We start from the raw sequence: 17,861 nt of genomic DNA, 5'->3' as shown, positions 1-17,861 counted from the left end.
GAACAAAGAGACCCGCGTCGTCTTGCTCGGCTTCCTCCCTGTGCTGCTTGTCCTGCCCTTCCCAAAGGGCTCGAACGCGATTTGCGGCAACACCCTTCGGGCCAGTGGCGACACGATCTATGTGATGCACATCTTCGTCTGCTATACACCTTGCGGACTGTCCGTTCGGTTTTCAGCGTTGAGAAGAAACTTTCCATCGCCGATTTGTCCCAGACATTGCCCGCTCTGCTCATCGAGCATGTGACCGCTCGCGGATCCTGCTCGTCAACATGCCTCTATGCTGCTTTGCAGCCGCGGAGCGAACTGCCCGGCGTGTTTGCCGGGCAGAGCCGTCAACTGGCGAAGCGCCGGGCGCTCGGCATCGAACGCATCAGCAGCCAGTAGGCCAGGCCCGCCGGGATCAGGCTGGCGTACCAGGAGATACCCGAGAAGATCAGAGCGACCACCACGCCGATCGCCATGGCGATCACTGCAGCCCAGTTGATGCCCTTGTAGGGGCCATCGGCGTCATAGAGCTTGTCGAGATCGAGCTTCTGGCGGCGCAGAACGAAGTAATCCACCACCAGGATCGCGAAAATCGGCCCGAGGAAGGCGGAATAGGTCTGGATGAAGAGGTTCAGCCCCGCAGCGGATTCATCCTTCACCAGCTCCCAGGGGAAGGTGCTGAAGGCGAGCAGCCCGACGAGGATCGCCGAGGTCCTGAACTTCAACTTGAAGACGTCCATCAGTGCGTAGGCGGGCGGAACCACGTTGTTCAAGATATTGGTCGTGACCTGCGCGAAGGCGATGAAGAGCAGCGTCACAACCAGCAGAAACGTGTTGTCCATTGCGCTGGAGAATACCTTGATCGGATCGACTTCACCCGTCGCGCCAGACACCATCAGTCCAATAAGGCCCATGAACAAGGTCGCCGGGAAGATCGAGTTCGAGTATATCACCACTTGCCGGAACGGGCCGACGTTGTGACGCAACTCCCGCGAGTAGTCAGAGACGTTCAGCATCATCGTGCTGTAGATGCCCAGAAACAGCATCGTCGCGCCCCAGAACGGCGCGCCCCAAGTGCCTTCGACATTCACGAGATTGGTCGAGATCTCATCGCCGTACTTGCTGATGACGCTGTAGAACATGTAGATCAGCGCCCCGATGATGAAGATCGAGCCGATGTTCTCAAGCCACTTGATCCCGTGAAAGCCGAGTACCGACAGGCCGATCTGCAGAAATTGGAAGCCCACGAAAAACACCACGATGTTGTCGTAGCCGAACATGGTCGCCGAGACGAGGTTAAGCGCACCGGCGCCGATCCAGCTTTGAAAGCCGAACCACACGATTGCCGGCACCGAACGCACGAGCGCCGGGATGCGGCTGCCGGTGAAGCCGAAGGCGGAACGGGCCTGCACCATGAACGGGATGCCGTATTTGTGGCCGGCTTGGCCGTTGATCGTCAGCGCTACGCCGATGACCAGGCAGCCGATGCCGATTGCCACGAAAGTCTGCAGCAGGTTCAGTGTCCCGACAAGCCCCGAGCCGACGGTGAACGTCCCGATGGACACACAGCCTCCAAGCCAGGCGAAGAGATAGGACCATGGGTCCATGATCCGGGTCGTCTGGGGCGCTAGGCTTTCTTCGCCGATCGCCTTCTGGTCGAGCGTATCGACGTGGGAAGCGTCAATTTCTGCATTCATCGCCATATCTGGTCCTCCCTTGAAGTTGCGATCAGGTTTCTATTGGAGGCGCGTAAGCGCCCACCTTACTGGTTTTCAGGCCGCAACCGATCAGCGCTTCGACCATCCGGGTTGCGGCCGTCACGCCGTCGATCACCGGCACGCCAGTCTCCTCGGTCAACCATGCTGTCAGGTCGGCCATGCCCGCGCAGCCCAGCACGACCGCCTCGCAGCGATCCTCCCGGACTGCGCGCAGGATCTCGTCGCGCACTTTCTCTCGGGCGCCGGATCCCTCCTCCTCCAGCGCCAGAACCGGGATCGCCGCCGACCGGACCTGCCTGCACTGATGCGAAAGGCCGTACCCGTGGATAAGATGTTCGATGATCGGTGCCGACCGGGGCAGCGTTGTGACGACCGAAAATGACGTGGCGATCATGCTGGCGGCCTTCGTCGCGGCCTCACAGATGCCAAGAACCGGCCCCGAGAACACCTCTCGGCATGCACGGATACCGGGATCGTCGAAACAGGCCACCACGACTCCGTCCACCCCGTCCGCCTCAGCCTGCTTCAGTCGGGCGATCAGGCCCGGCACCGACATCGCCTCATCGTGATGCCCCTGGATGCTGGCAGGCGCTGGCGCTCCTCCGGTCGCCGCTATGATCTCCGTTCCCTCACTCGCGGCCTGGCGCGCGCTCTCGACGATCTTGTCGGTCATCGACACCGTCGAGTTCGGGTTCATAACCAGGATTCTCATGGCCCCTCCCTTTGTTAGCAAATATTGTCAACAATAATTGTCATCAAGTCAACCCTGTACGTGTCACCATCGTGTTGCCGCGCTTGATCGATATGGGATAAGCTCGTGGCATGGACGAAATCACCGCAGATCGTCAGGGATTTGACGCACCCCGCATGCCGGAGGATGCAATCACCGCATCCATCCTGGCCGCAGTCGCCGAGCAGCGATTGCCGGCAGGCACAAAGCTGGGAGAACAGGCGCTGAGCGATCTGTTCCAATGCCACCGCGCCAACGTGCGGCGCGCCTTGACGAGTCTGGCGGCGCAGCATGTGGTCGAGCTCCGACCCAATCGCGGCGCGTTCGTCGCAACGCCGTCTCCTGAGGAGGCCCGCGAGGTCTTCGAGGCCCGCCGAACGATCGAACGGACCCTGGCGCGCTCCGCGATCGGACGCGCCACCGACGCCGATATAGCGAAGATGCGCGCCACGATCGCGCAGGAGGTCACAGCCCGCGCAAGCGGCGACAAACCGGCCGAGCTACGGCTGTCGCGAGCGTTTCACATGCGGCTTGCGACGATCGCCGCCAACAGTGTGCTGGAACGCTTCCTGACCGAATTGACGCTCAGGACCACCCTCATCCTTGGCCTATACAACGAAACCGGCACGACAACCTGCGCCGAGAGCGAACACGCGCCAATTGTCGACGCGATCGAGGCGCGTGACGAGCCGCGCCTCGTGGCTCTGATCGACGAGCATCTGCTGCACCTGGAAGCCGGACTTGATTTCAGCCGCCCGGCCACCCGAACCAGGACATTGGCCGAGCAACTGACGCTTCCGCCCGTGGCGGAGTAGAGCACCCGCTCGCTCTGTCATGCATTCATCGAAGCCATTCTCGCGTAATGTGGTCGAAGCGCGATGTTTGCGGTTCAATCACGAAGTGCGGTTTCGGTCGCAGTTAAGCGGTCGAGGCGGCGCAGGCCGCAAGCGACGCGATCTCCACCGCAGCCCTGTTGCTCTCGCTCGCCGCGCTTCTCGGCCTCGCGGCCGCAATCGGTGCAGCCTTTGCCGGCAAGCCCGAATCGATGATCGGCGACCGGCTCGACGATCACGTGTAGCTTGTCGGGGAGGTTGTCGTCCATGACGCAGGCGTCGGCCCTTTTGGGCCCAAGCCTGCTGCAGCGGTCGAGACGTCCTCGCGCTGCTGCTCCTATCGAGGCTTGTCGCGGTTAATCCTTCGGCAGGACATCTGCCTCGGCCAGGGGTCGGATCCAGATCGGATCGGAGAAGGCCATCTTGCCGTCCGCATCCTCGACCGTCAGCGCGACCCAATCGGAGCGATCCGATGACGCATCTGCCGTGACGGTGAAGGCCGCGGACGCGGTCGTCGGACCCGCATCGAAGGACTGGCTCTCGATCTCTCCGTCCGGTCCGACGAGCGTCGCCCTGGCAAGCCCGTTTGCCGCGGTCAGGTCGAACGAAAGCGTACGCGCCTCGCCGGGCCGAATGCGCAGGTCGGAGTCGAACATGACCTCCGGCAGGATCAGCGGCCCGCGGGTGACGTAGGCGTGGCCCGCCTTCAGGTTCTCCACGAAGCCGTCCGTGCTTATCTCTCCGGGGACATGGACATAGGCGCGCGCCAAGCCGGTCGTGTCGTTCCAGACATCGTGGGCATCCGAGCCTGCGGACAGGAAGATGCGCTGGCCTTGGCTCCAGAGTTGCCCGGCACGCTCGAAGACCCTGGCATCGTCGCCGGGGCCGTTCATCTCCAGGAGGTCAATATCCGGCGAGAGGCCCCCCGGCACCGTGCCCGCCTCGAGGCTCGCAAGATAGCCGTAGGGGATGAACGGATGGTTCGACTGGATCGCGTCCGCGCCGAGCCTGCGCGCCTCCGCGAAGACTTCGGCGGCAGTGGCGGTCGAGGTGTCGATCGCCAGTGGCTCGCCCAGAGCCAGAGGATAGACGTTGAAATGCCCCCACGAGGGCGACATCTCGACCGATGGAATGAACGGCACGCCCCGGTCCTCGGCGATCTTCGCCAGCGCGGCATGATTGACCGTCGAGTCGTGGTCGCTGACAAAGATGAGGTCGAGGCCGGCGGCAAGTTCGCTGCGAGCGAGGTAGTCGGGGGGCGTCGTTCCCTCGAGCTGATCGGCATGGTGGTGCATGTCCGAGGCGTACCAACCGGACTTCCCCGGGTCGGCGATCAGATCGAGTTCGACGGGAACGTCCTGCGTCTCGCCCGTGCCGACACTGACCTCGACCTCTCGACCCTTGCTCAGAAAACCCGCGCCATGGCCCACGGTGAAGACATAATCGCCTGGCGCGAGCTTAGCGCTGGCCCGTCCGACCGGCTGCAGCTCGGTGAAGAACGTCTTGCGGCCGAGGAACTCTACCACCGGTGATTGCCCTTCGGTGATGGCGATCCGCGCGTCGATCGGCGCCCCTGCCATATCCGTCACGGCGAAATCCACCGTTCCCGGGGCTTCCAGATCGTCGAAGTCGAGCGTCACCGCTTCGTCCGCCGCCATGCTGACCTGCCGTGGGGCGGACTGCGAGTAGCCCTCCGCCGTCGCGTAGACCGTGTAGTCGCCCACGGGTAGCGCGATATCGTAGGTGCCGTCGGGGGTCAGGGTCCAGGCGTAGGGCACGCCCGCCTTCTCGACCACGAGCACCGACCCGGAGACCGGCCCGTCACCGGAGGCGATCCGTCCCGAGATGGCGCCCGCGGGCAGGCTGTCCCGCTCGATCTCCGCCGCCACGACCGGCGCCAAATCGCCCGAGGGGCCGACCTGTAGCCAGCCCTCGAAGCTGCGGCTCTCGTCCGGCGCAAGGCTGTGGGTCGTGTAGAGATCCTTTGATCCGTAACCCACCTGGGTCATGTAGGGCGCGTGCAGCGCGATGAACCAGTCGGCATCGTAGGCGACGACCCGGTCGGACAGGGCATCGTCGGCGCTGCCCTCCTCCACGCCCGCCATCCCGGGGACGGCGAAAAGATATCCGCTGTCGGGCCAGAGCGTGAACCCCGAGATCTGATCGGCGAGCGGCTCGGATCCGGTATTGGTCATCTTCGTGACGAGATGCACCCGATCTGAGCCCGCCTCCAGCGTGTAGGTCGTCTCGAGATCTGCGGCGCCGAAATCGCGGGTGATGCGGATGACGGCCATCTCGGGGGTGTTGGTCACGACCTCGACGTCGAGCCGGGTGTTGGGCCAGGCGGACCAATTGTTCGGAATGAAGTCGGCGAAGGCGATACGGTCAAGGTCCGGCGCGCCGTCCTTGACCGGCGCCAGATCGACGATGACGCCGCGCGGCACGCCCCACGGGGCCTGCGATTCAACCGCCAGCGTAAAGGCCAGACGTTCGTTCTGGATCGTGATGTCGCCCGCAGAGACGGCCTCGCCGTCCGGGATCGGCGTCGGACCTTTCGTCAAGGTGACGTCGGCGAGCGCGGGCTGAGAGAGCCCGAAGGCGACGCCAAGGAACAATGCCGAACGGAGCATCATGAAGGACCGCCTATCCTTTGACAAATACGTGAGGCTACGACGGGGATGCCGAAGGCGTCAAGGTCGGACTTCGAACGATCAGAGCCGAAGCAGCCGAATTGGCGAAGTACGTTCTGCTCGCCGGCGTTGTCGCAGAAGCCCCGCGCAATTCAAACAGGCAAACGGTCCAAAAAAGTGCTTGCTTTCACGGGGCCCTCCACGCACGTCCGGCCTGACCGCGGTCAGCAAGCCTTCCAAGGCAGCAGATCGTCGGCGCGCGTGATCTTGTAGTCCGGGATGCAAGCAAGCGCGTCAGCCGGACAGTCTGGTGCAGGTTGGGCAGGCACGGTCGTTCCAGCAGAGAGTCCCGGCCGGTGCGAGTTCAAATAGGTGGCAAGGGCGTCGATATGGCGACCGAGGTCACTGGCAAGCACACGATCATCTTGAGGCGCGAGAGGCGGCCAGGAGCCAAGCGTCCCCGCAGCGACCTGCTTCAGCAGGCATTCCGAGGAAGGCAGGCAATCATCGATATAATAGTCGTCGTGGAAAATTCGTGCCTTGAGCGCATCCGACATGCCGCCCCGGGCACGACCGACCAAACGACAGGAAGCCTGCACGACAACGTCGTTTGCGTGGCGCACACGATATCCCAACCGATGCAACTTTCGCACGATCATACGGTCTTCGCGGGCACCGACCGATGTAAACCCCTCGATGGCTAGATAGGCTTCCTTGGTTATCGCGAGACTGGCTCCGGCCGTCTCGCCATGGGTGCCACCCAAGCTCTGGCATCCTTCGGCGTAACAAGCATAGAGGGTCTGCACGAGACCGCGATAGACACCCTCGTTGCGGGCTAACGTCTGGTTCATCTTTTGCAGGACGGCCAGATCGCCGATCAGGGGGGTGACCCTGCCGCAGACTGCGTCGGACGTCTCGAGATGGGCAGAATTTCGGAACACCCATCCTGGACCCACGACGCAATCCGCATCGGTCCCGAGCAGATAGCGCAGATCCGGCATGTGGCGAATTGCGTGGAGGCAGCCGATATTCCGTACGGCGCCAACACCCAAGTCCTGTTCGATCACGCAATGAACGATACGAAGGTCGATGCACTTGCGGTCGGCGACGTGGCGGGCGACGGCGATACTGCGGTCGGTAGAATTGTTAATTACCACAAAGACGGTGGTTCGCTCGCTACATTGACCTGCCAGTGCCGACAGACAGGACCCGATGCGTTGCTCTTCGTTTCGCGCGGGAATTACGACAGCAATATCCTTGCGTGCTTGCAGCATCATGGCAAAACCCTCGGCGTGCCGCGGTCTATCCGGTAGTCATCCGTCTGCGTCACAAGCTTGAAATCATGGGTGTCGAGGAACGACACGAAGAGATTGATCGAGTCTGGCCCTTGCAGTTCGTGCTCTGTCGGGCCGAGCCAGGTCACGCACAGCACATCTGCCAAGCACCAGTTGCGGGCAATGTGCGACGCAAGACTACTGAGACCGGCATGATCGAGAAAATAGAGAATCTCGGAAAGGATCAGCAGGTCGAAGCTATCATCTGGCAGCGGACAAGGATAGAAACCTTTCAGGAACATACCCGATGGAACGGATGTCCGGGCCGCATCAATCGCGGCCTCCACGGCATCCATGCCGGTATAGCGGTCGCACCGGTCCTCCAGCCACCTCGCCAGTTGTCCATTTCCACAGCCCAGTTCGAAGGCAGACCGATAACGGGGCCGATTCAACGCCTTGCGGGTCTGGGCGAACTTGGCTTGTTCATAGCGGCTATGCGCAAATCCCCAGGGGTCGGAGCTGCCGGAATAGATGGCGTCCAAACGCTCGCGGCTCACACCCGTCACGGCATCCTCCAAAAAATCTCATGTTCGCCGATGAATTTCGCAATGAAGGCAGCAGGAAGGATGAACCCCGACGGATCGTCGGTGACGATTTCTCCCAACTGACTACGATGGGCCCTGATCGCCGCCCGCTTTTTGTCGCGATGCTGACCGGCTTCCAGAAAGATCGGTTTGTGGCGCGCGATTTTTGCATCAAATTCCGGATCATCCCATCGGCTCCAGACCGGATAGCTGTAGTAGGACCAATCTGGGCGGCGTGTCCGAATAGCCGCGGCGATACTCGCCGTGGCCTTATGATCTTCGTGATGGTCTTCGGCCGAAGATGCAAAGATATGGCGCGACCCTGTATCTTGGACGATCTGTTCCACCCTGGCACTGATCGCTGCCTCGTCTGCCTGGTCAAGTCGCCCGTCGGGCAATCCCAGACAGAACAGGTCATCCGGCGTACCGCCAAGGCATTTGAGGGCGTCGATCAGTTCCGCATGACGCTGTCGGGCAAGCCGCGGCGGAACCCAGGTCCGCGATCCGGGATGGCTTGCACTGCCATCGGTGAGGCAGATGACATGCGCACCTGCACCCGCGAAGGCGTGGGCGAGAAGGGCGCCGCATGCAAGCGACTCATCATCCGGGTGAGGGGTGATCACGACGATCCGTTCATCGCCCCGGAAAGCAGATGGCAGCGTTGGGCTTTCCGATGAGTTCATCCGAAAGCTCCCCAAGCCTGTTGGTTCTGTCCCAGCACATGTTCCGCTGCGCGTTGCAAAAGCGCGTCCCGCGCAGCCTGGCGAAGATAAACGGACAGATCGCAGGCCATGATCCGGGTTCTCGAACTTTCGGCAAAATGTTGCAGGCCAAGACTCTGCTCGACGACCCGTATGGCATCGAGCGCGGCGTTTTCCGTGAACAGTCGAGCCGCGATCGAGGTGCTGACGATCATTTCGGCTTCCGAGGCATGAGCCGCAGTTGCCTCTGCCGCACGATCTGTCAGCGCCATTCCCGCCCACACCGTCGCGACTGCGCCCATGAGCCGCGCCTTCTGAGCCTCGGATGACATTCTTTCCGTCCGACGAAGCTCTGCTGCCGCTGCATCAAGCAGTCCCAGGGAAGCGCCTGCCTGCAAAGCCGCGATACGCCAAACGCCGCCCACGAAGTGCGGTTCCTGCAGATAATCGCCGGGTGCGCCGATCCAGGTGATATGGGCCAGCGGAAGTTCGTGACAATCGAAATTGCCGGATGCTGTCGCGTTCATGCCGGGCATGTTCCAGGTGGTCAGATCCGCACGCAGCGGATCGGATACGTCGATGAGCGCCATCCGGACCTGCGCGCCGGTATCAACTGTCACGATGGCATGCGAGAGAGTGCCGAGACCCGAAGCATAGTTTTTCCTCCCGCGCAGCGTCTCGCCGCCCGGGTCCACGACGACAGGCGCCATCGCATCCGCGGCCCAGACACCCAGAAACGCGCCTTGTTCGATCTGCCGAATAATCGTTTCTTTCTGCCTGGGCGTTCCGTAGCGATGAACAAGGAACAGCGCATTGAGATGCCCCTCTACCAAACGTCCGACACTCAGATTGGCCGCGCCGATCTGCATGAGTGCCTTGGCTGTTCGTTGTGGGTTTCGAGAACCGTCATCGCAAAGAAGTCCGGTATTTCGCAGCAGATCGATAGAATGGCTTATCGGACGGTCGCCGCGATTCTCGGCAGTGGCGGCAGATGCCAGTTTGGCCAGAACATCAAGGGGGATCGTCTGACTGGGTTCCGGCTCCAACGCGTAATGGGGAACGTGATACACCGAGTTCATGCCGTCAGCCTGCAGCTTTTGAAAGAATGAGTTCGGGTCAAGGCGGTTTGGACAAGAAGCTGGTGCCACGCTTCGGTCACCCGAGACAGGCGAAATCCGGGATTGGCAGTCACGCGCGGGAGTGATTGACGCCAGCTGATAATCCGCGCACGGATATCGGCATCATCGTGGCCATTTACCCGCTGCTGCATGTCAGCGACGATTTCGGCATTTGCGCCCAATCCATCGTGGACCAGGACGGGGGTACCCACGGCATTCGCTTCTGTCAGGACGAGTCCGAAGGTTTCGGCAAATGTGGTCTGAGGATAGAAAAGACAAAGGCAACTGCGCATCTCCTGAACAAGCGCGGCATGAGACAGGGAACCGAGGAAAACAGCCCCCTCCGGAGCTGGCCCGGTATCCCATTTCAGATAGCCCGGATCGGCAATCGCCAAGGTGAGGTCCGGAAGATGGCGCTTCAGGGCCGCGAACTGAGCGAAGACCTGTGCCAACCCCTTGTGGGGCGAACTCGCGAACAGGAGCCGGTTCGGATCGCGCACCGTGGTGTCAGGAACAAGTTCGTCCGCGATAGGATTGTAGATGATATGCGTTCGCGGTTCGGAACCATCCACAACGAATTCCAGAAACCGCTTCGCATGGGACCGCGAAACGCAGATCACGTCGATGTTCGCAGCCCTCAACAACGCGCCCATCCCCCGGTTATGTCGGCCGGGATAGACATGCAGCCAAAGCAAAATAGGGGCTTGAGGGAAAAGTTTCCGCAGCCTGAGAGCGACCTTCCAACGATTGATCACGATCAAAGCATCGTGTTGCAATGCAGGTTGACGGTCGATCTGGTCGAGAGGGCAAAGCCTTCCCACGTCCGACAAGTGTTCGGACCTGCGTCCGTTTTGGTAGTGCGCGACATCAAACCGAGGCTTCAGCGATGCAGCCACACGGAGGATGCTTGCTTCGGTGCCGCCCATCCCACCCGCAGCAAGGTCCGACAGATCGTAACCATTTGAACTACAGGGATCGACGACGGCGATACGGAGCCGGAGATCGTGTTGACATGATATCATTGTGCGACCAGCCGAGAAGATCTGATGTCCGAAAGGATCGTTTGAACGAGAGAAGCCGTCGGGGCACTGACGAGCATGTCTCGTGGGTGAAGCAGATTCGGATTGCTGACATAATCCAGCGCCAGATCAGGGACATGGACCGGAACCGGTTCGATGCAGCCGGATTCTCGCCATTGTTGCGCCTTTTGCCAGACGATCTTGCGGTCTGCCTTGCGCCGCTCGCTGTCATAATCCGAGATTGCCGATTGCGTCAGGCTATCCCGCGTCTCGATCTTGGTAAGAAGGAGTTCGGGGATGACCCAGAGAACCTCTCCGCTGAAAATCAGTCTGTTGCGGAACTCGCGGTCTTCCTCGATGCAGTTTTCGAAACCGCCGACCCGGCGGAAAACGTCGCTGCGGAAAAGGCCCGAATTGACATGCGTCCATTCGCCGGGAACCTGACTTCCCATCTGGAGATTGGGAAAGATGTCGTCGACCAGCGAGATGTCCCGCCTGATCTCGACACGGCGGCCGTCTGGAAGGATCAGCACGTGATGCGTGAGTGCCGCGCTCACAGCCAGTCTTTGGCCGGCCCTCTTGCCAGCCATCGCCCAATTCAGGCACTCATCTGCCCCGATATTTTTCGCCGTCAGGACGCGAACCTGATGCAGGACCTTGTCCCGATGCGGCAGATCATCGGAATCGTGAAAGGTGACCGCGCCGCCATCCGTCAGCAAGAGGCCGGCGTTCTTGGCCAAAGCTGTTCCAAGATTGTTCGACAAGCGGATGTAATTGAACTTCGGATCGGTAAAGAAAGGACGGACCACCTCCAGGGTGGCGTCCGTGCTGGCATCATCGACCACCGTAACCCGGATGTTCCACCAGGACTGATCGAGCGATGCGCGAATAGCGCCCTCGACCAGATGCGCACGATTGTAAGTCGGGATGACGATGTCGACCAAAGGCGCGAGAGGGTCCGAATTCATGCTGTCATACCTTTCATCGATGGGATCATGGCTTTTCGATATGCGCACAGGTTCTTATCCGTGACCCAGGCGGCCGGCAGTGGCAGCAACAGCGCCACAAGGGCCGCAAGTATCAATGGATTGGCAGACGGAGTGAAAATCAAGGCAGACGGCACCGCGACAAACAGCACCAGATGGCAAAGATGCAGGCGTTCTCGTGAGCCGCGCCCGCCGGACTTGTCAGTCACGACGAAGCTCCGGTTTATGCCGCAGAACGCATCGAAGGTCGCCTTGGCCGATTGTGGCGTCAAGGCGATACGGCAGGCCAGCGCCTCCAACATGACGCCAATCGGCAGACCATCCCGCAGGCCGCGGCCAACGATGCGCAGAAACACATCGCCAAAGCTCAGCAGTATGAGTCCGGCAGCCATGGATGCCGCAACCGACTGATCGCGACCATTCGCCAGCCAGGCAAGCAACAGGACGCAGGGCACCAAAGACAAGTTGAACCAGGCCGTTAGCTGCGAAACCACAACCAGGCGCTTGTGCAGATTGAAGCTGCTGTTCGGACCGAGCACCGATGCAAGATGCTTCAATAGGGTCTGAAAATTACCGCTGCACCAGCGATAGCGCTGCTTTTCGAGATCTTTCAGGGAAAGTGGCAACATTCCTTGGCCAACAACCATGTTGACGAACCGGCCCGAGAAGCCGGCCTCGCACAATCGGACGCCCATCTCGGCATCCTCGGTGATGGTGGCGGCCGACCACCCGCCCGCGGCGATCAGCGCGCCCTTCGAAATCACGCAGAGTGTCCCCGTCAGCAGAACCGCTTCTGCATGGTCCGCGACAAGTGCGTTTGTGCGAAAATATTCCTCGAGTTCGGCATTGATGCCGCGAGCTGTCGATGCTGTGCCGCTATAGGATTGCGGAAACTGGACATAGTCCGCGCCGGTCCTGGAGAGGGCATTCGCAGCGATACTGAGAAACGTTCTCCGGACGGCATAATCGGCATCGACCGTGATGATATGCGTGACGTCAGGGTCTGTGTGCTCGAGCGCGATGTTCAGGGCCCCCGCCTTGGCTCCGCGCACACCGGTACGATGCAGAAAAAATACTCGCCCAGGATAACATGCACAGAATGCTTCGACCGGCCGCCACAGCGACTCATCGACCGTGTTGTTGTCCATCACGATGATCTCGTAGCGATCCGCTGGCCAATTCTGGTTCAAAAGGGACTTCAGCGTATGGATGACAAGGCCCGACGGTTCCGAATGGATCGCGACATGGATCGAGAATTTTGGGACAGGCTGATCCATCGGATCGGCAAAAGCCCGCGCAGGAATACCGGCCGTCGCGGGGCGGAGAACAAGCAAGGCGACCTGTAAAGCAATGAGTGCCCCGCAAATGACCACGCCGAGCATCGGCTCAAACACCGCCAAACCCAGGAGTCCGTAAACAGCGATCAGCCAAGCATTCATACTTCACCCTGAAGGCGTCAGGTATTCATTTCTCAATCATAATAAAAGCTAATCGAGCAAAAATGGTTACTAAGCACGTAACGGTGTCGAACCTCGTCCGAAACCAATAGTTCCGAAAAACTTCGCGGCTTGCCGCTGGACCAAGATGCCAGCCCTTCGTTACCTTCGCGTCAAACTGGTTTAACCTTCGGTCACGAATTCAATCCTGGGGAAACCAGGAGGTGTCCATATCAGCATAGCGATCGTGGAAGTCTGTCAGTTCGACCAGGTCGTCCTCTCGCAGGATCTGCAATCGGTCGTCCGCCCTGCGAATCAAACCCTCTTGCTCCATGCGCAGGAAGGTCTTGCTAATATAGACATTCGTCAGTCCGAGATAGTCGGCGATCTGGCCCTGGGTCATGGGCAAGCGCATGGTGTCGGTCATGTCCCGGTTGGTGATCCGCAACCGCGCGATAAGATCGAGCAGCATGTAGCTGACCCGTTCTTTCGCGCTCATCCGACCCATAGCTCTCAGGACATCGATGAAAATCACCTGGTCTCTCAGCGCGATCGACAACAGCAAGGCCGACAACCGGGGCGATTTGCGCAAGATTTCATCCAGCGCCGATTTTGGAAAGGGACAGAGACAAACCTCTTCGATCGCGCGCAAAGTAGTCGTCGAATGCTTGAGCGCGACATCGGGAAATCCTATGACATCGCCGGGGTGATGGATCTTGACGATTTGGCGCCGCCCATCCGGCAGATCCGTATAGCTGAACGCCCAGCCGTATTTGACGACATAGAGCTCCTTGTTTTCGTCGCCTCCCTGGAAGACCTCATCGCCCGTGGAGTAGACGCGTTCACTTTTTTCCAACCTCTCCAATCGGCCCTGGTCGATGTCGGAGATGGTGACATAATGAGACAGTTTTCGCACCAAGCAGCTTGAGCGGTGGGTCATGGCACACTCCCTAAATGCCTATGCCCAAGTCTAGTCTGACGAAGTCGTCGAAGGCAAAGAGCAAGCCCCATCCCACGAGCGGCAGGACGATATGGCAAAGAATTCGGCCATGCCAGTCGACGACGACACAGAAGCCGCAATCCGGGCCGAAGTGGGGAAGTGGCATGCTGGCATGTGGCCGTGCGCGCTGAAGACGTGACGGTCGACGGTCTTGCCAAGCCTGCGATTTGCGATGCCAATGTCGGCGAAATCAGGGATCTAGCCCTTGAGAAGAACCACACGCGATCATCCAGAATCGGCGCCAGGCCTGTCATCCTCAACATTGAGCGCCCGCAGGTCATGTGCGAATGACTGAAGCAACTTGCGAAATACGAAGGTTGACCAGTCTTCTCAGGAATCCCACCGACCGCCTGAGCCTCTAAAGCGCCTCGACCAACAAGCGCTCGATTTTCTTTCGCTGCCCCCTTCGGCGAACCTGTTCTGCGTAAAGGCGAACCGGTCGCACGGTGATTTCACCGTTCTCAGCCTCTTGGACACGGAATTCGCGTCTGGCGGCGACGATATTCGAGGTGGCGGCCGTAACCGCGGCTACTGTGATTTCCAGTCCGCGGGGCGAGTCGCGACAGGTGTCGAGGCTTTGATGCCGCGCAGCTCGGCCTATCAGATCTTCTATCTGCCCTGCATCCATGACTTCGCCACTCTTCAACGGCGTCTGGAGCGTAGCGGCCTTGAGCGAATCCGGCGACGTGCCTTCCCTGTCGGTCAGTTCCGCCACCGAGACAATTTGCTCATCCTCGTTGGTTACGCCGCGCAACAAGACATCGAGAACATAGATCGGCTCGAAACCAAGATTGCTGATCAGAATGCGGCCCGAACGGTCCCTGCGTCCTGCCAGGGTGATCAGGATCTCGCTGCGCCGCGACCGTCGAAGGCCGGAAACCAGGATATGCAGATAGATCAGCCAGACAAACGCGGTCAACACCGCTGCTGCCGCCTGCACCGCGCCGCCGTTCTGGCCAATCCAGTCGATCATGAGCACCGCCTCGACGTTGATATTAGTTCATAGGGGAACCCTTGCATGGATTCTCCGAGTTACACCTATTGGATCACCGCAAGTTCGCCAACCGGGGTAGGGCCTCTTTATGAACGATGCTATTTTCTTTAGCGACATCGAGAAGCTGGCCGGCGTTGGTATCGCCTCGATCTCGCTTTATGTTCTTGTGGTCCTGATGATCCGGTTGTTTGGCAAGCGATCGACCTCGCAGATGAATAACTTCGACTGGATCGTCACCGTCTCCATCGGTTCGATCATGGCATCCGGCACGTTGCTGAACTCGGTGACCATCGCCCAATCCGCGACCGCGATCTTCGTTCTGTTATCGCTGCAGTGGATCGTGACAAAGCTGTCGGTTGTCTGGCGGGGCTTTTCGGATTTCATTCGGGCCGAGCCGACAATCCTTGTGGAAAATGGTGAATACTGCCGGGCTGCGATGCGAAAGCAGCGCGTCAGCGAGGCAGAAATTCAGGCGGCGATCCGCCAGCAGGGCGTTCCGGACCTTTCGGATATTCGATGGGTCATCCTGGAATCAAATGCCGGGATCACCGTTCTGGGTCGCGAAGAGACCAAGTCCCTGCAGCAGAATATCCTGGGGCCATCCCTGGGGCGGGATGACGAGATCAGAGGACGCGGTGCGTGATCGGGTTCTGGGAATTTGTCGGCCGGGTGCTGTTTGCCGCCGCGTGCGGCCTGGTGATTGGGATCGATCGCGAGTTCCGCGACAAGCCCCTTGGCGGTCAGGCCTATGTGCTGGTCGCCCTTGGATCCGCGGCACTTATGAGCCTGACGCTCAACTTCTCTCTCAGTGAGGTTGCCAGCGACAAGACCGTGAGCGTGGATCCGACACGCCTGATCCAGGGCATCGTGGGCGGCATCGGCTTTCTGGGCGCGGGCGCCATCATGACGAGGGACGAAAGCAGCCGGCTGCGCGGCGTGGGAAGCGGGGCTGCCATCTGGGGCTCGGGCGCTGTCGGGATAGCCTGCGGACTGGGCTATCTCAAGGAGGCCGCCTTCATCTCAATCCTGGTCTTCGTAATCCTCAATATCTACGGGTTTCTCCACCATGAAGACTGAGGGCAGCAGGAATACCGACACATTGATGCAGCGGTAAGGCCGTTCGGACCCGTCATCACGACGATCATGCCGTCTGGGGGCGGTACCCGCCTGGAAATGGTTTTCGCTGATCCAAAAGATCGTTTTCGGCGATCCTCCACCAGCGTGGAACGGCCCTCTGTGGACCGTTCCGCCTTTTTTGCCGGGGGATGTCAGAGCCAGTAGGGATCTGTGCGGTAGTGTTGATGCGTCCGCTCTTCCCAGGCACGGTCTTCTGTCCAGCCCTCGTTCGTGGCAGGCGCGCCCTTGACCTGCTCCTCGGTAATGTCGGTCAAAAAGCCATTTTGCGATACGTCATAGCTGAGCTTTTTCCAGGGAACGGGATAATGCTCCTCTCCCATTCCCAGGAAGCCGCCGAATCCCATGACTGCATAGGCAACCCTGCCGCTGTTCTTGTCGATCATCAGATGGTCGATCGTCCCGATGTGCCGGCGATCCGCGCCATAGACTTCGGTGCCATTGACATCTGCGGACGATATGAGGCTGCCTTTGGTATCGTGATCCATGTGTTGCTCCTCCTTTTGCGGATATCAAACCTTTCGGCCTGTGGGAGGTTCCGCTGATCGGGATTGATCTTTGACATGCGGGGTCTGGCCGGCAAAATCCGACCGGCTGGACGGTTTTCAGGTTCGGGATCGTCTGAAAAGCCGGCTTGGTCCACGAACTTCCATACCGTCCCGGCAACGTTACCCGCTGCAACGATAGGAATTCCGCTTTCGCGCGGACAGGCTGTGGCGGAGGAAGAAGCGGACCATCTCGCGGGACGCATTCGGACCTGTCGGGTCGGTGAATCGGCCCTTCGAGGATCCACCTGACCACGCGTGCCCCGACGCGCTCACGGTCCAGTGTTCGACAAGCGGAGGGCCGGTGCCGAGGCGATGAACGATCCTTCGGTAGGCGCGACCGTTGGGTATCCGACCGGCCGACTCGGTACTGCGCAGCGAGGAGGGATAGGCTTCGCGCGCCCGAATGGCCACCAGACGGCCGTTGCGCGGATTGACCACGGCGTCCCGACTACCGTGAAAGACGATCGTCGGCGACGGATTGTCGGGTCTCAGGCCGGGGTCGCCGCGCTTCATCGCCAGAAGGGCAGAGGACTTGTCATGCGCCGCACCTGCGGGCAGTCCGGAATGGACGCCGACTGCGGCGAAGATTTCGGGATAGGCCCGAGCGACGACCAGCGCCATCGACGCGCCCGCCGAAAGCCCGGCGATATAGGTGCGGGCCGGATCGGCTCCGTGAGCCTCGACGACATGATGCGTCAGGCTGGCCAGCATGGCCGGTTCGCCGGAACGTCCCTGACTGTCGCGCGCGAACCAGTTCCAGCATCGGTTGGGATGCGCCTCGCGCGTCTGGGCGGGGTAGACGACGATGAAACCCTTTTCCGATGCGAGCAGGTTCATGGCCGTTCCCCTGGCGAAATCGTCCGGCGTCTGGCCGGGTCACGTCCGTCAAGGTGGTGTAATTTCCCGGATGGCCTGAGACCATAATCACGCGCCTTTCGGTGAGATGCTGACAATGGGGAGGATCTCCTCGGTGTCGATCTGGGCGGAAGCCTCGACCATCATGTAGGGGGTTGCGGTCTGCCATTCTTCGTTCTGCTCTAACAGCACGGCGCCGATCAGATGCATGATGGAGAGCTCGTTGGGGAAGATCCCGACGACATCGGCTCGGCCGTTCACCTCCTTGTTCAGGCGTTCGATCGGGTTCCGGCTGTGCACCTTGGTGCGGTGCTGG

Annotated in this window: 20 protein-coding genes and 1 pseudogene; 5 read left to right on the top strand and 16 right to left on the bottom strand. The window is 60.4% G+C overall.

Annotated features, from left to right (window positions below):
• The coding region (locus AC13CR_RS00365) for a hypothetical protein (RefSeq protein ID WP_446247537.1) at positions 1–244 on the top strand (244 nt) is incomplete at its 5' end.
• A gap of 88 nt (positions 245–332) precedes the next feature.
• Here the strand turns inward: AC13CR_RS00365 and AC13CR_RS00360 are convergent.
• Both AC13CR_RS00360 and AC13CR_RS00355 read right to left on the bottom strand, forming a co-directional pair.
• Positions 333–1,688 carry an NCS1 family transporter gene (locus AC13CR_RS00360; RefSeq protein ID WP_293014342.1) on the bottom strand — a complete coding sequence of 452 codons (1,356 nt, stop codon included), beginning with the start codon at positions 1,686–1,688 and terminating at the stop codon, positions 333–335.
• Positions 1,689–1,713: 25 nt separating this feature from the next.
• On the bottom strand, positions 1,714–2,415 hold the full coding sequence (locus tag AC13CR_RS00355; protein ID WP_293014339.1) for an aspartate/glutamate racemase family protein: 702 nt from the start codon (positions 2,413–2,415) through the stop codon (positions 1,714–1,716).
• A gap of 110 nt (positions 2,416–2,525) precedes the next feature.
• Between AC13CR_RS00355 and AC13CR_RS00350 the strand changes: the two genes are divergently transcribed.
• On the top strand, positions 2,526–3,248 hold the full coding sequence (locus tag AC13CR_RS00350) for a GntR family transcriptional regulator (protein WP_335662331.1): 723 nt from the start codon (positions 2,526–2,528) through the stop codon (positions 3,246–3,248).
• A 74-nt stretch (positions 3,249–3,322) separates the two neighbouring features.
• On the opposite strand, the gene AC13CR_RS00345 is transcribed toward AC13CR_RS00350, so the two are convergent.
• The 10 genes from AC13CR_RS00345 to AC13CR_RS00300 form a co-directional block, all read right to left on the bottom strand.
• Positions 3,323–3,535 carry a hypothetical protein gene (locus AC13CR_RS00345; RefSeq protein WP_335662332.1) on the bottom strand — a complete coding sequence of 71 codons (213 nt, stop codon included), beginning with the start codon at positions 3,533–3,535 and terminating at the stop codon, positions 3,323–3,325.
• Positions 3,536–3,622: 87 nt separating this feature from the next.
• On the bottom strand, positions 3,623–5,899 hold the full coding sequence (locus AC13CR_RS00340; protein WP_482900278.1) for a CehA/McbA family metallohydrolase: 2,277 nt from the start codon (positions 5,897–5,899) through the stop codon (positions 3,623–3,625).
• Positions 5,900–6,120: 221 nt separating this feature from the next.
• Positions 6,121–7,173, bottom strand: coding sequence for a glycosyltransferase family 2 protein (locus AC13CR_RS00335; protein WP_482900277.1), 1,053 nt, complete (start codon positions 7,171–7,173; stop codon positions 6,121–6,123).
• Positions 7,170–7,736 carry a class I SAM-dependent methyltransferase gene (locus tag AC13CR_RS00330; RefSeq protein ID WP_293015119.1) on the bottom strand — a complete coding sequence of 189 codons (567 nt, stop codon included), beginning with the start codon at positions 7,734–7,736 and terminating at the stop codon, positions 7,170–7,172. The genes AC13CR_RS00335 and AC13CR_RS00330 overlap by 4 nt, the downstream gene beginning before the upstream one ends.
• Entirely contained in the window at positions 7,733–8,437 is a 705-nt protein-coding gene (locus AC13CR_RS00325; protein WP_293015117.1) for a PIG-L deacetylase family protein, read from the bottom strand. The genes AC13CR_RS00330 and AC13CR_RS00325 overlap by 4 nt, the downstream gene beginning before the upstream one ends.
• Positions 8,434–9,534 carry an acyl-CoA dehydrogenase gene (locus tag AC13CR_RS00320; protein ID WP_482900276.1) on the bottom strand — a complete coding sequence of 367 codons (1,101 nt, stop codon included), beginning with the start codon at positions 9,532–9,534 and terminating at the stop codon, positions 8,434–8,436. Before AC13CR_RS00320 ends, AC13CR_RS00325 begins: the two co-directional genes overlap by 4 nt.
• The gene (locus tag AC13CR_RS00315) at positions 9,531–10,499 is read right to left on the bottom strand and encodes a glycosyltransferase (protein ID WP_293015112.1); all 969 of its coding nucleotides are present in this window, start codon (positions 10,497–10,499) and stop codon (positions 9,531–9,533) included. The genes AC13CR_RS00320 and AC13CR_RS00315 overlap by 4 nt, the downstream gene beginning before the upstream one ends.
• Before the next feature lie 92 nt (positions 10,500–10,591).
• Complete coding sequence (locus tag AC13CR_RS00310) at positions 10,592–11,536, bottom strand: glycosyltransferase family 2 protein (protein ID WP_446247540.1); 945 nt, start codon at positions 11,534–11,536, stop codon at positions 10,592–10,594.
• Between the two features lie 20 nt (positions 11,537–11,556).
• Positions 11,557–13,017, bottom strand: coding sequence for a glycosyltransferase family 2 protein (locus AC13CR_RS00305; protein ID WP_482900275.1), 1,461 nt, complete (start codon positions 13,015–13,017; stop codon positions 11,557–11,559).
• Between the two features lie 199 nt (positions 13,018–13,216).
• On the bottom strand, positions 13,217–13,954 hold the full coding sequence (locus AC13CR_RS00300) for a Crp/Fnr family transcriptional regulator (protein WP_293015103.1): 738 nt from the start codon (positions 13,952–13,954) through the stop codon (positions 13,217–13,219).
• A 180-nt stretch (positions 13,955–14,134) separates the two neighbouring features.
• On the opposite strand from AC13CR_RS00300, the gene AC13CR_RS00295 reads away from it, so the two are divergent.
• Positions 14,135–14,305 (top strand): hypothetical protein, encoded by a 171-nt coding sequence (locus AC13CR_RS00295; protein ID WP_446236728.1) that lies wholly within the window; start codon positions 14,135–14,137, stop codon positions 14,303–14,305.
• Positions 14,306–14,372: 67 nt separating this feature from the next.
• On the opposite strand, the gene AC13CR_RS00290 is transcribed toward AC13CR_RS00295, so the two are convergent.
• Positions 14,373–14,987 carry a hypothetical protein gene (locus tag AC13CR_RS00290; RefSeq protein WP_293015100.1) on the bottom strand — a complete coding sequence of 205 codons (615 nt, stop codon included), beginning with the start codon at positions 14,985–14,987 and terminating at the stop codon, positions 14,373–14,375.
• A gap of 109 nt (positions 14,988–15,096) precedes the next feature.
• On the opposite strand from AC13CR_RS00290, the gene AC13CR_RS00285 reads away from it, so the two are divergent.
• On the top strand, positions 15,097–15,651 hold the full coding sequence (locus tag AC13CR_RS00285; protein WP_293015098.1) for a DUF421 domain-containing protein: 555 nt from the start codon (positions 15,097–15,099) through the stop codon (positions 15,649–15,651).
• Complete coding sequence (locus AC13CR_RS00280) at positions 15,648–16,085, top strand: MgtC/SapB family protein (RefSeq protein WP_293015095.1); 438 nt, start codon at positions 15,648–15,650, stop codon at positions 16,083–16,085. The genes AC13CR_RS00285 and AC13CR_RS00280 overlap by 4 nt, the downstream gene beginning before the upstream one ends.
• A gap of 191 nt (positions 16,086–16,276) precedes the next feature.
• On the opposite strand, the gene AC13CR_RS00275 is transcribed toward AC13CR_RS00280, so the two are convergent.
• From AC13CR_RS00275 to AC13CR_RS00265, 3 genes and pseudogenes are all read right to left on the bottom strand, one after another.
• On the bottom strand, positions 16,277–16,630 hold the full coding sequence (locus AC13CR_RS00275; protein WP_293015092.1) for a PRC-barrel domain-containing protein: 354 nt from the start codon (positions 16,628–16,630) through the stop codon (positions 16,277–16,279).
• A 180-nt stretch (positions 16,631–16,810) separates the two neighbouring features.
• A pseudogene (locus tag AC13CR_RS00270) lies at positions 16,811–17,551 on the bottom strand (extracellular catalytic domain type 1 short-chain-length polyhydroxyalkanoate depolymerase); the annotation flags it as partial.
• 63 nt (positions 17,552–17,614) lie between these two features.
• Positions 17,615–17,861, bottom strand: a 247-nt coding sequence (locus AC13CR_RS00265) for a transposase (RefSeq protein WP_482919976.1), incomplete at its 5' end; no start/stop codon positions are given.

The sequence above is a fragment of the Paracoccus sp. L-17 genome, from assembly GCF_056857655.1.
Note: the sequence above shows the minus strand (reverse complement) of the source record. Positions and strands in the feature narration are given on the sequence as shown.

Bases quoted from the DNA above. Each gene is read 5' to 3' on its own strand.
- AC13CR_RS00360 (WP_293014342.1), bottom strand. From the start codon at position 1,688: ATGGCGATGAATGCAGAAATTGACGCTTCCCACGTCGATACGCTCGAC.
- AC13CR_RS00355 (WP_293014339.1), bottom strand. From the start codon at position 2,415: ATGAGAATCCTGGTTATGAACCCGAACTCGACGGTGTCGATGACCGAC.
- AC13CR_RS00350 (WP_335662331.1), top strand. From the start codon at position 2,526: ATGGACGAAATCACCGCAGATCGTCAGGGATTTGACGCACCCCGCATG.
- AC13CR_RS00345 (WP_335662332.1), bottom strand. From the start codon at position 3,535: ATGGACGACAACCTCCCCGACAAGCTACACGTGATCGTCGAGCCGGTC.
- AC13CR_RS00340 (WP_482900278.1), bottom strand. From the start codon at position 5,899: ATGATGCTCCGTTCGGCATTGTTCCTTGGCGTCGCCTTCGGGCTCTCT.
- AC13CR_RS00335 (WP_482900277.1), bottom strand. From the start codon at position 7,173: ATGATGCTGCAAGCACGCAAGGATATTGCTGTCGTAATTCCCGCGCGA.
- AC13CR_RS00325 (WP_293015117.1), bottom strand. From the start codon at position 8,437: ATGAACTCATCGGAAAGCCCAACGCTGCCATCTGCTTTCCGGGGCGAT.
- AC13CR_RS00320 (WP_482900276.1), bottom strand. From the start codon at position 9,534: ATGAACTCGGTGTATCACGTTCCCCATTACGCGTTGGAGCCGGAACCC.
- AC13CR_RS00315 (WP_293015112.1), bottom strand. From the start codon at position 10,499: ATGGGCGGCACCGAAGCAAGCATCCTCCGTGTGGCTGCATCGCTGAAG.
- AC13CR_RS00305 (WP_482900275.1), bottom strand. From the start codon at position 13,017: ATGAATGCTTGGCTGATCGCTGTTTACGGACTCCTGGGTTTGGCGGTG.
- AC13CR_RS00300 (WP_293015103.1), bottom strand. From the start codon at position 13,954: ATGACCCACCGCTCAAGCTGCTTGGTGCGAAAACTGTCTCATTATGTC.
- AC13CR_RS00290 (WP_293015100.1), bottom strand. From the start codon at position 14,987: ATGATCGACTGGATTGGCCAGAACGGCGGCGCGGTGCAGGCGGCAGCA.
- AC13CR_RS00285 (WP_293015098.1), top strand. From the start codon at position 15,097: ATGAACGATGCTATTTTCTTTAGCGACATCGAGAAGCTGGCCGGCGTT.
- AC13CR_RS00275 (WP_293015092.1), bottom strand. From the start codon at position 16,630: ATGGATCACGATACCAAAGGCAGCCTCATATCGTCCGCAGATGTCAAT.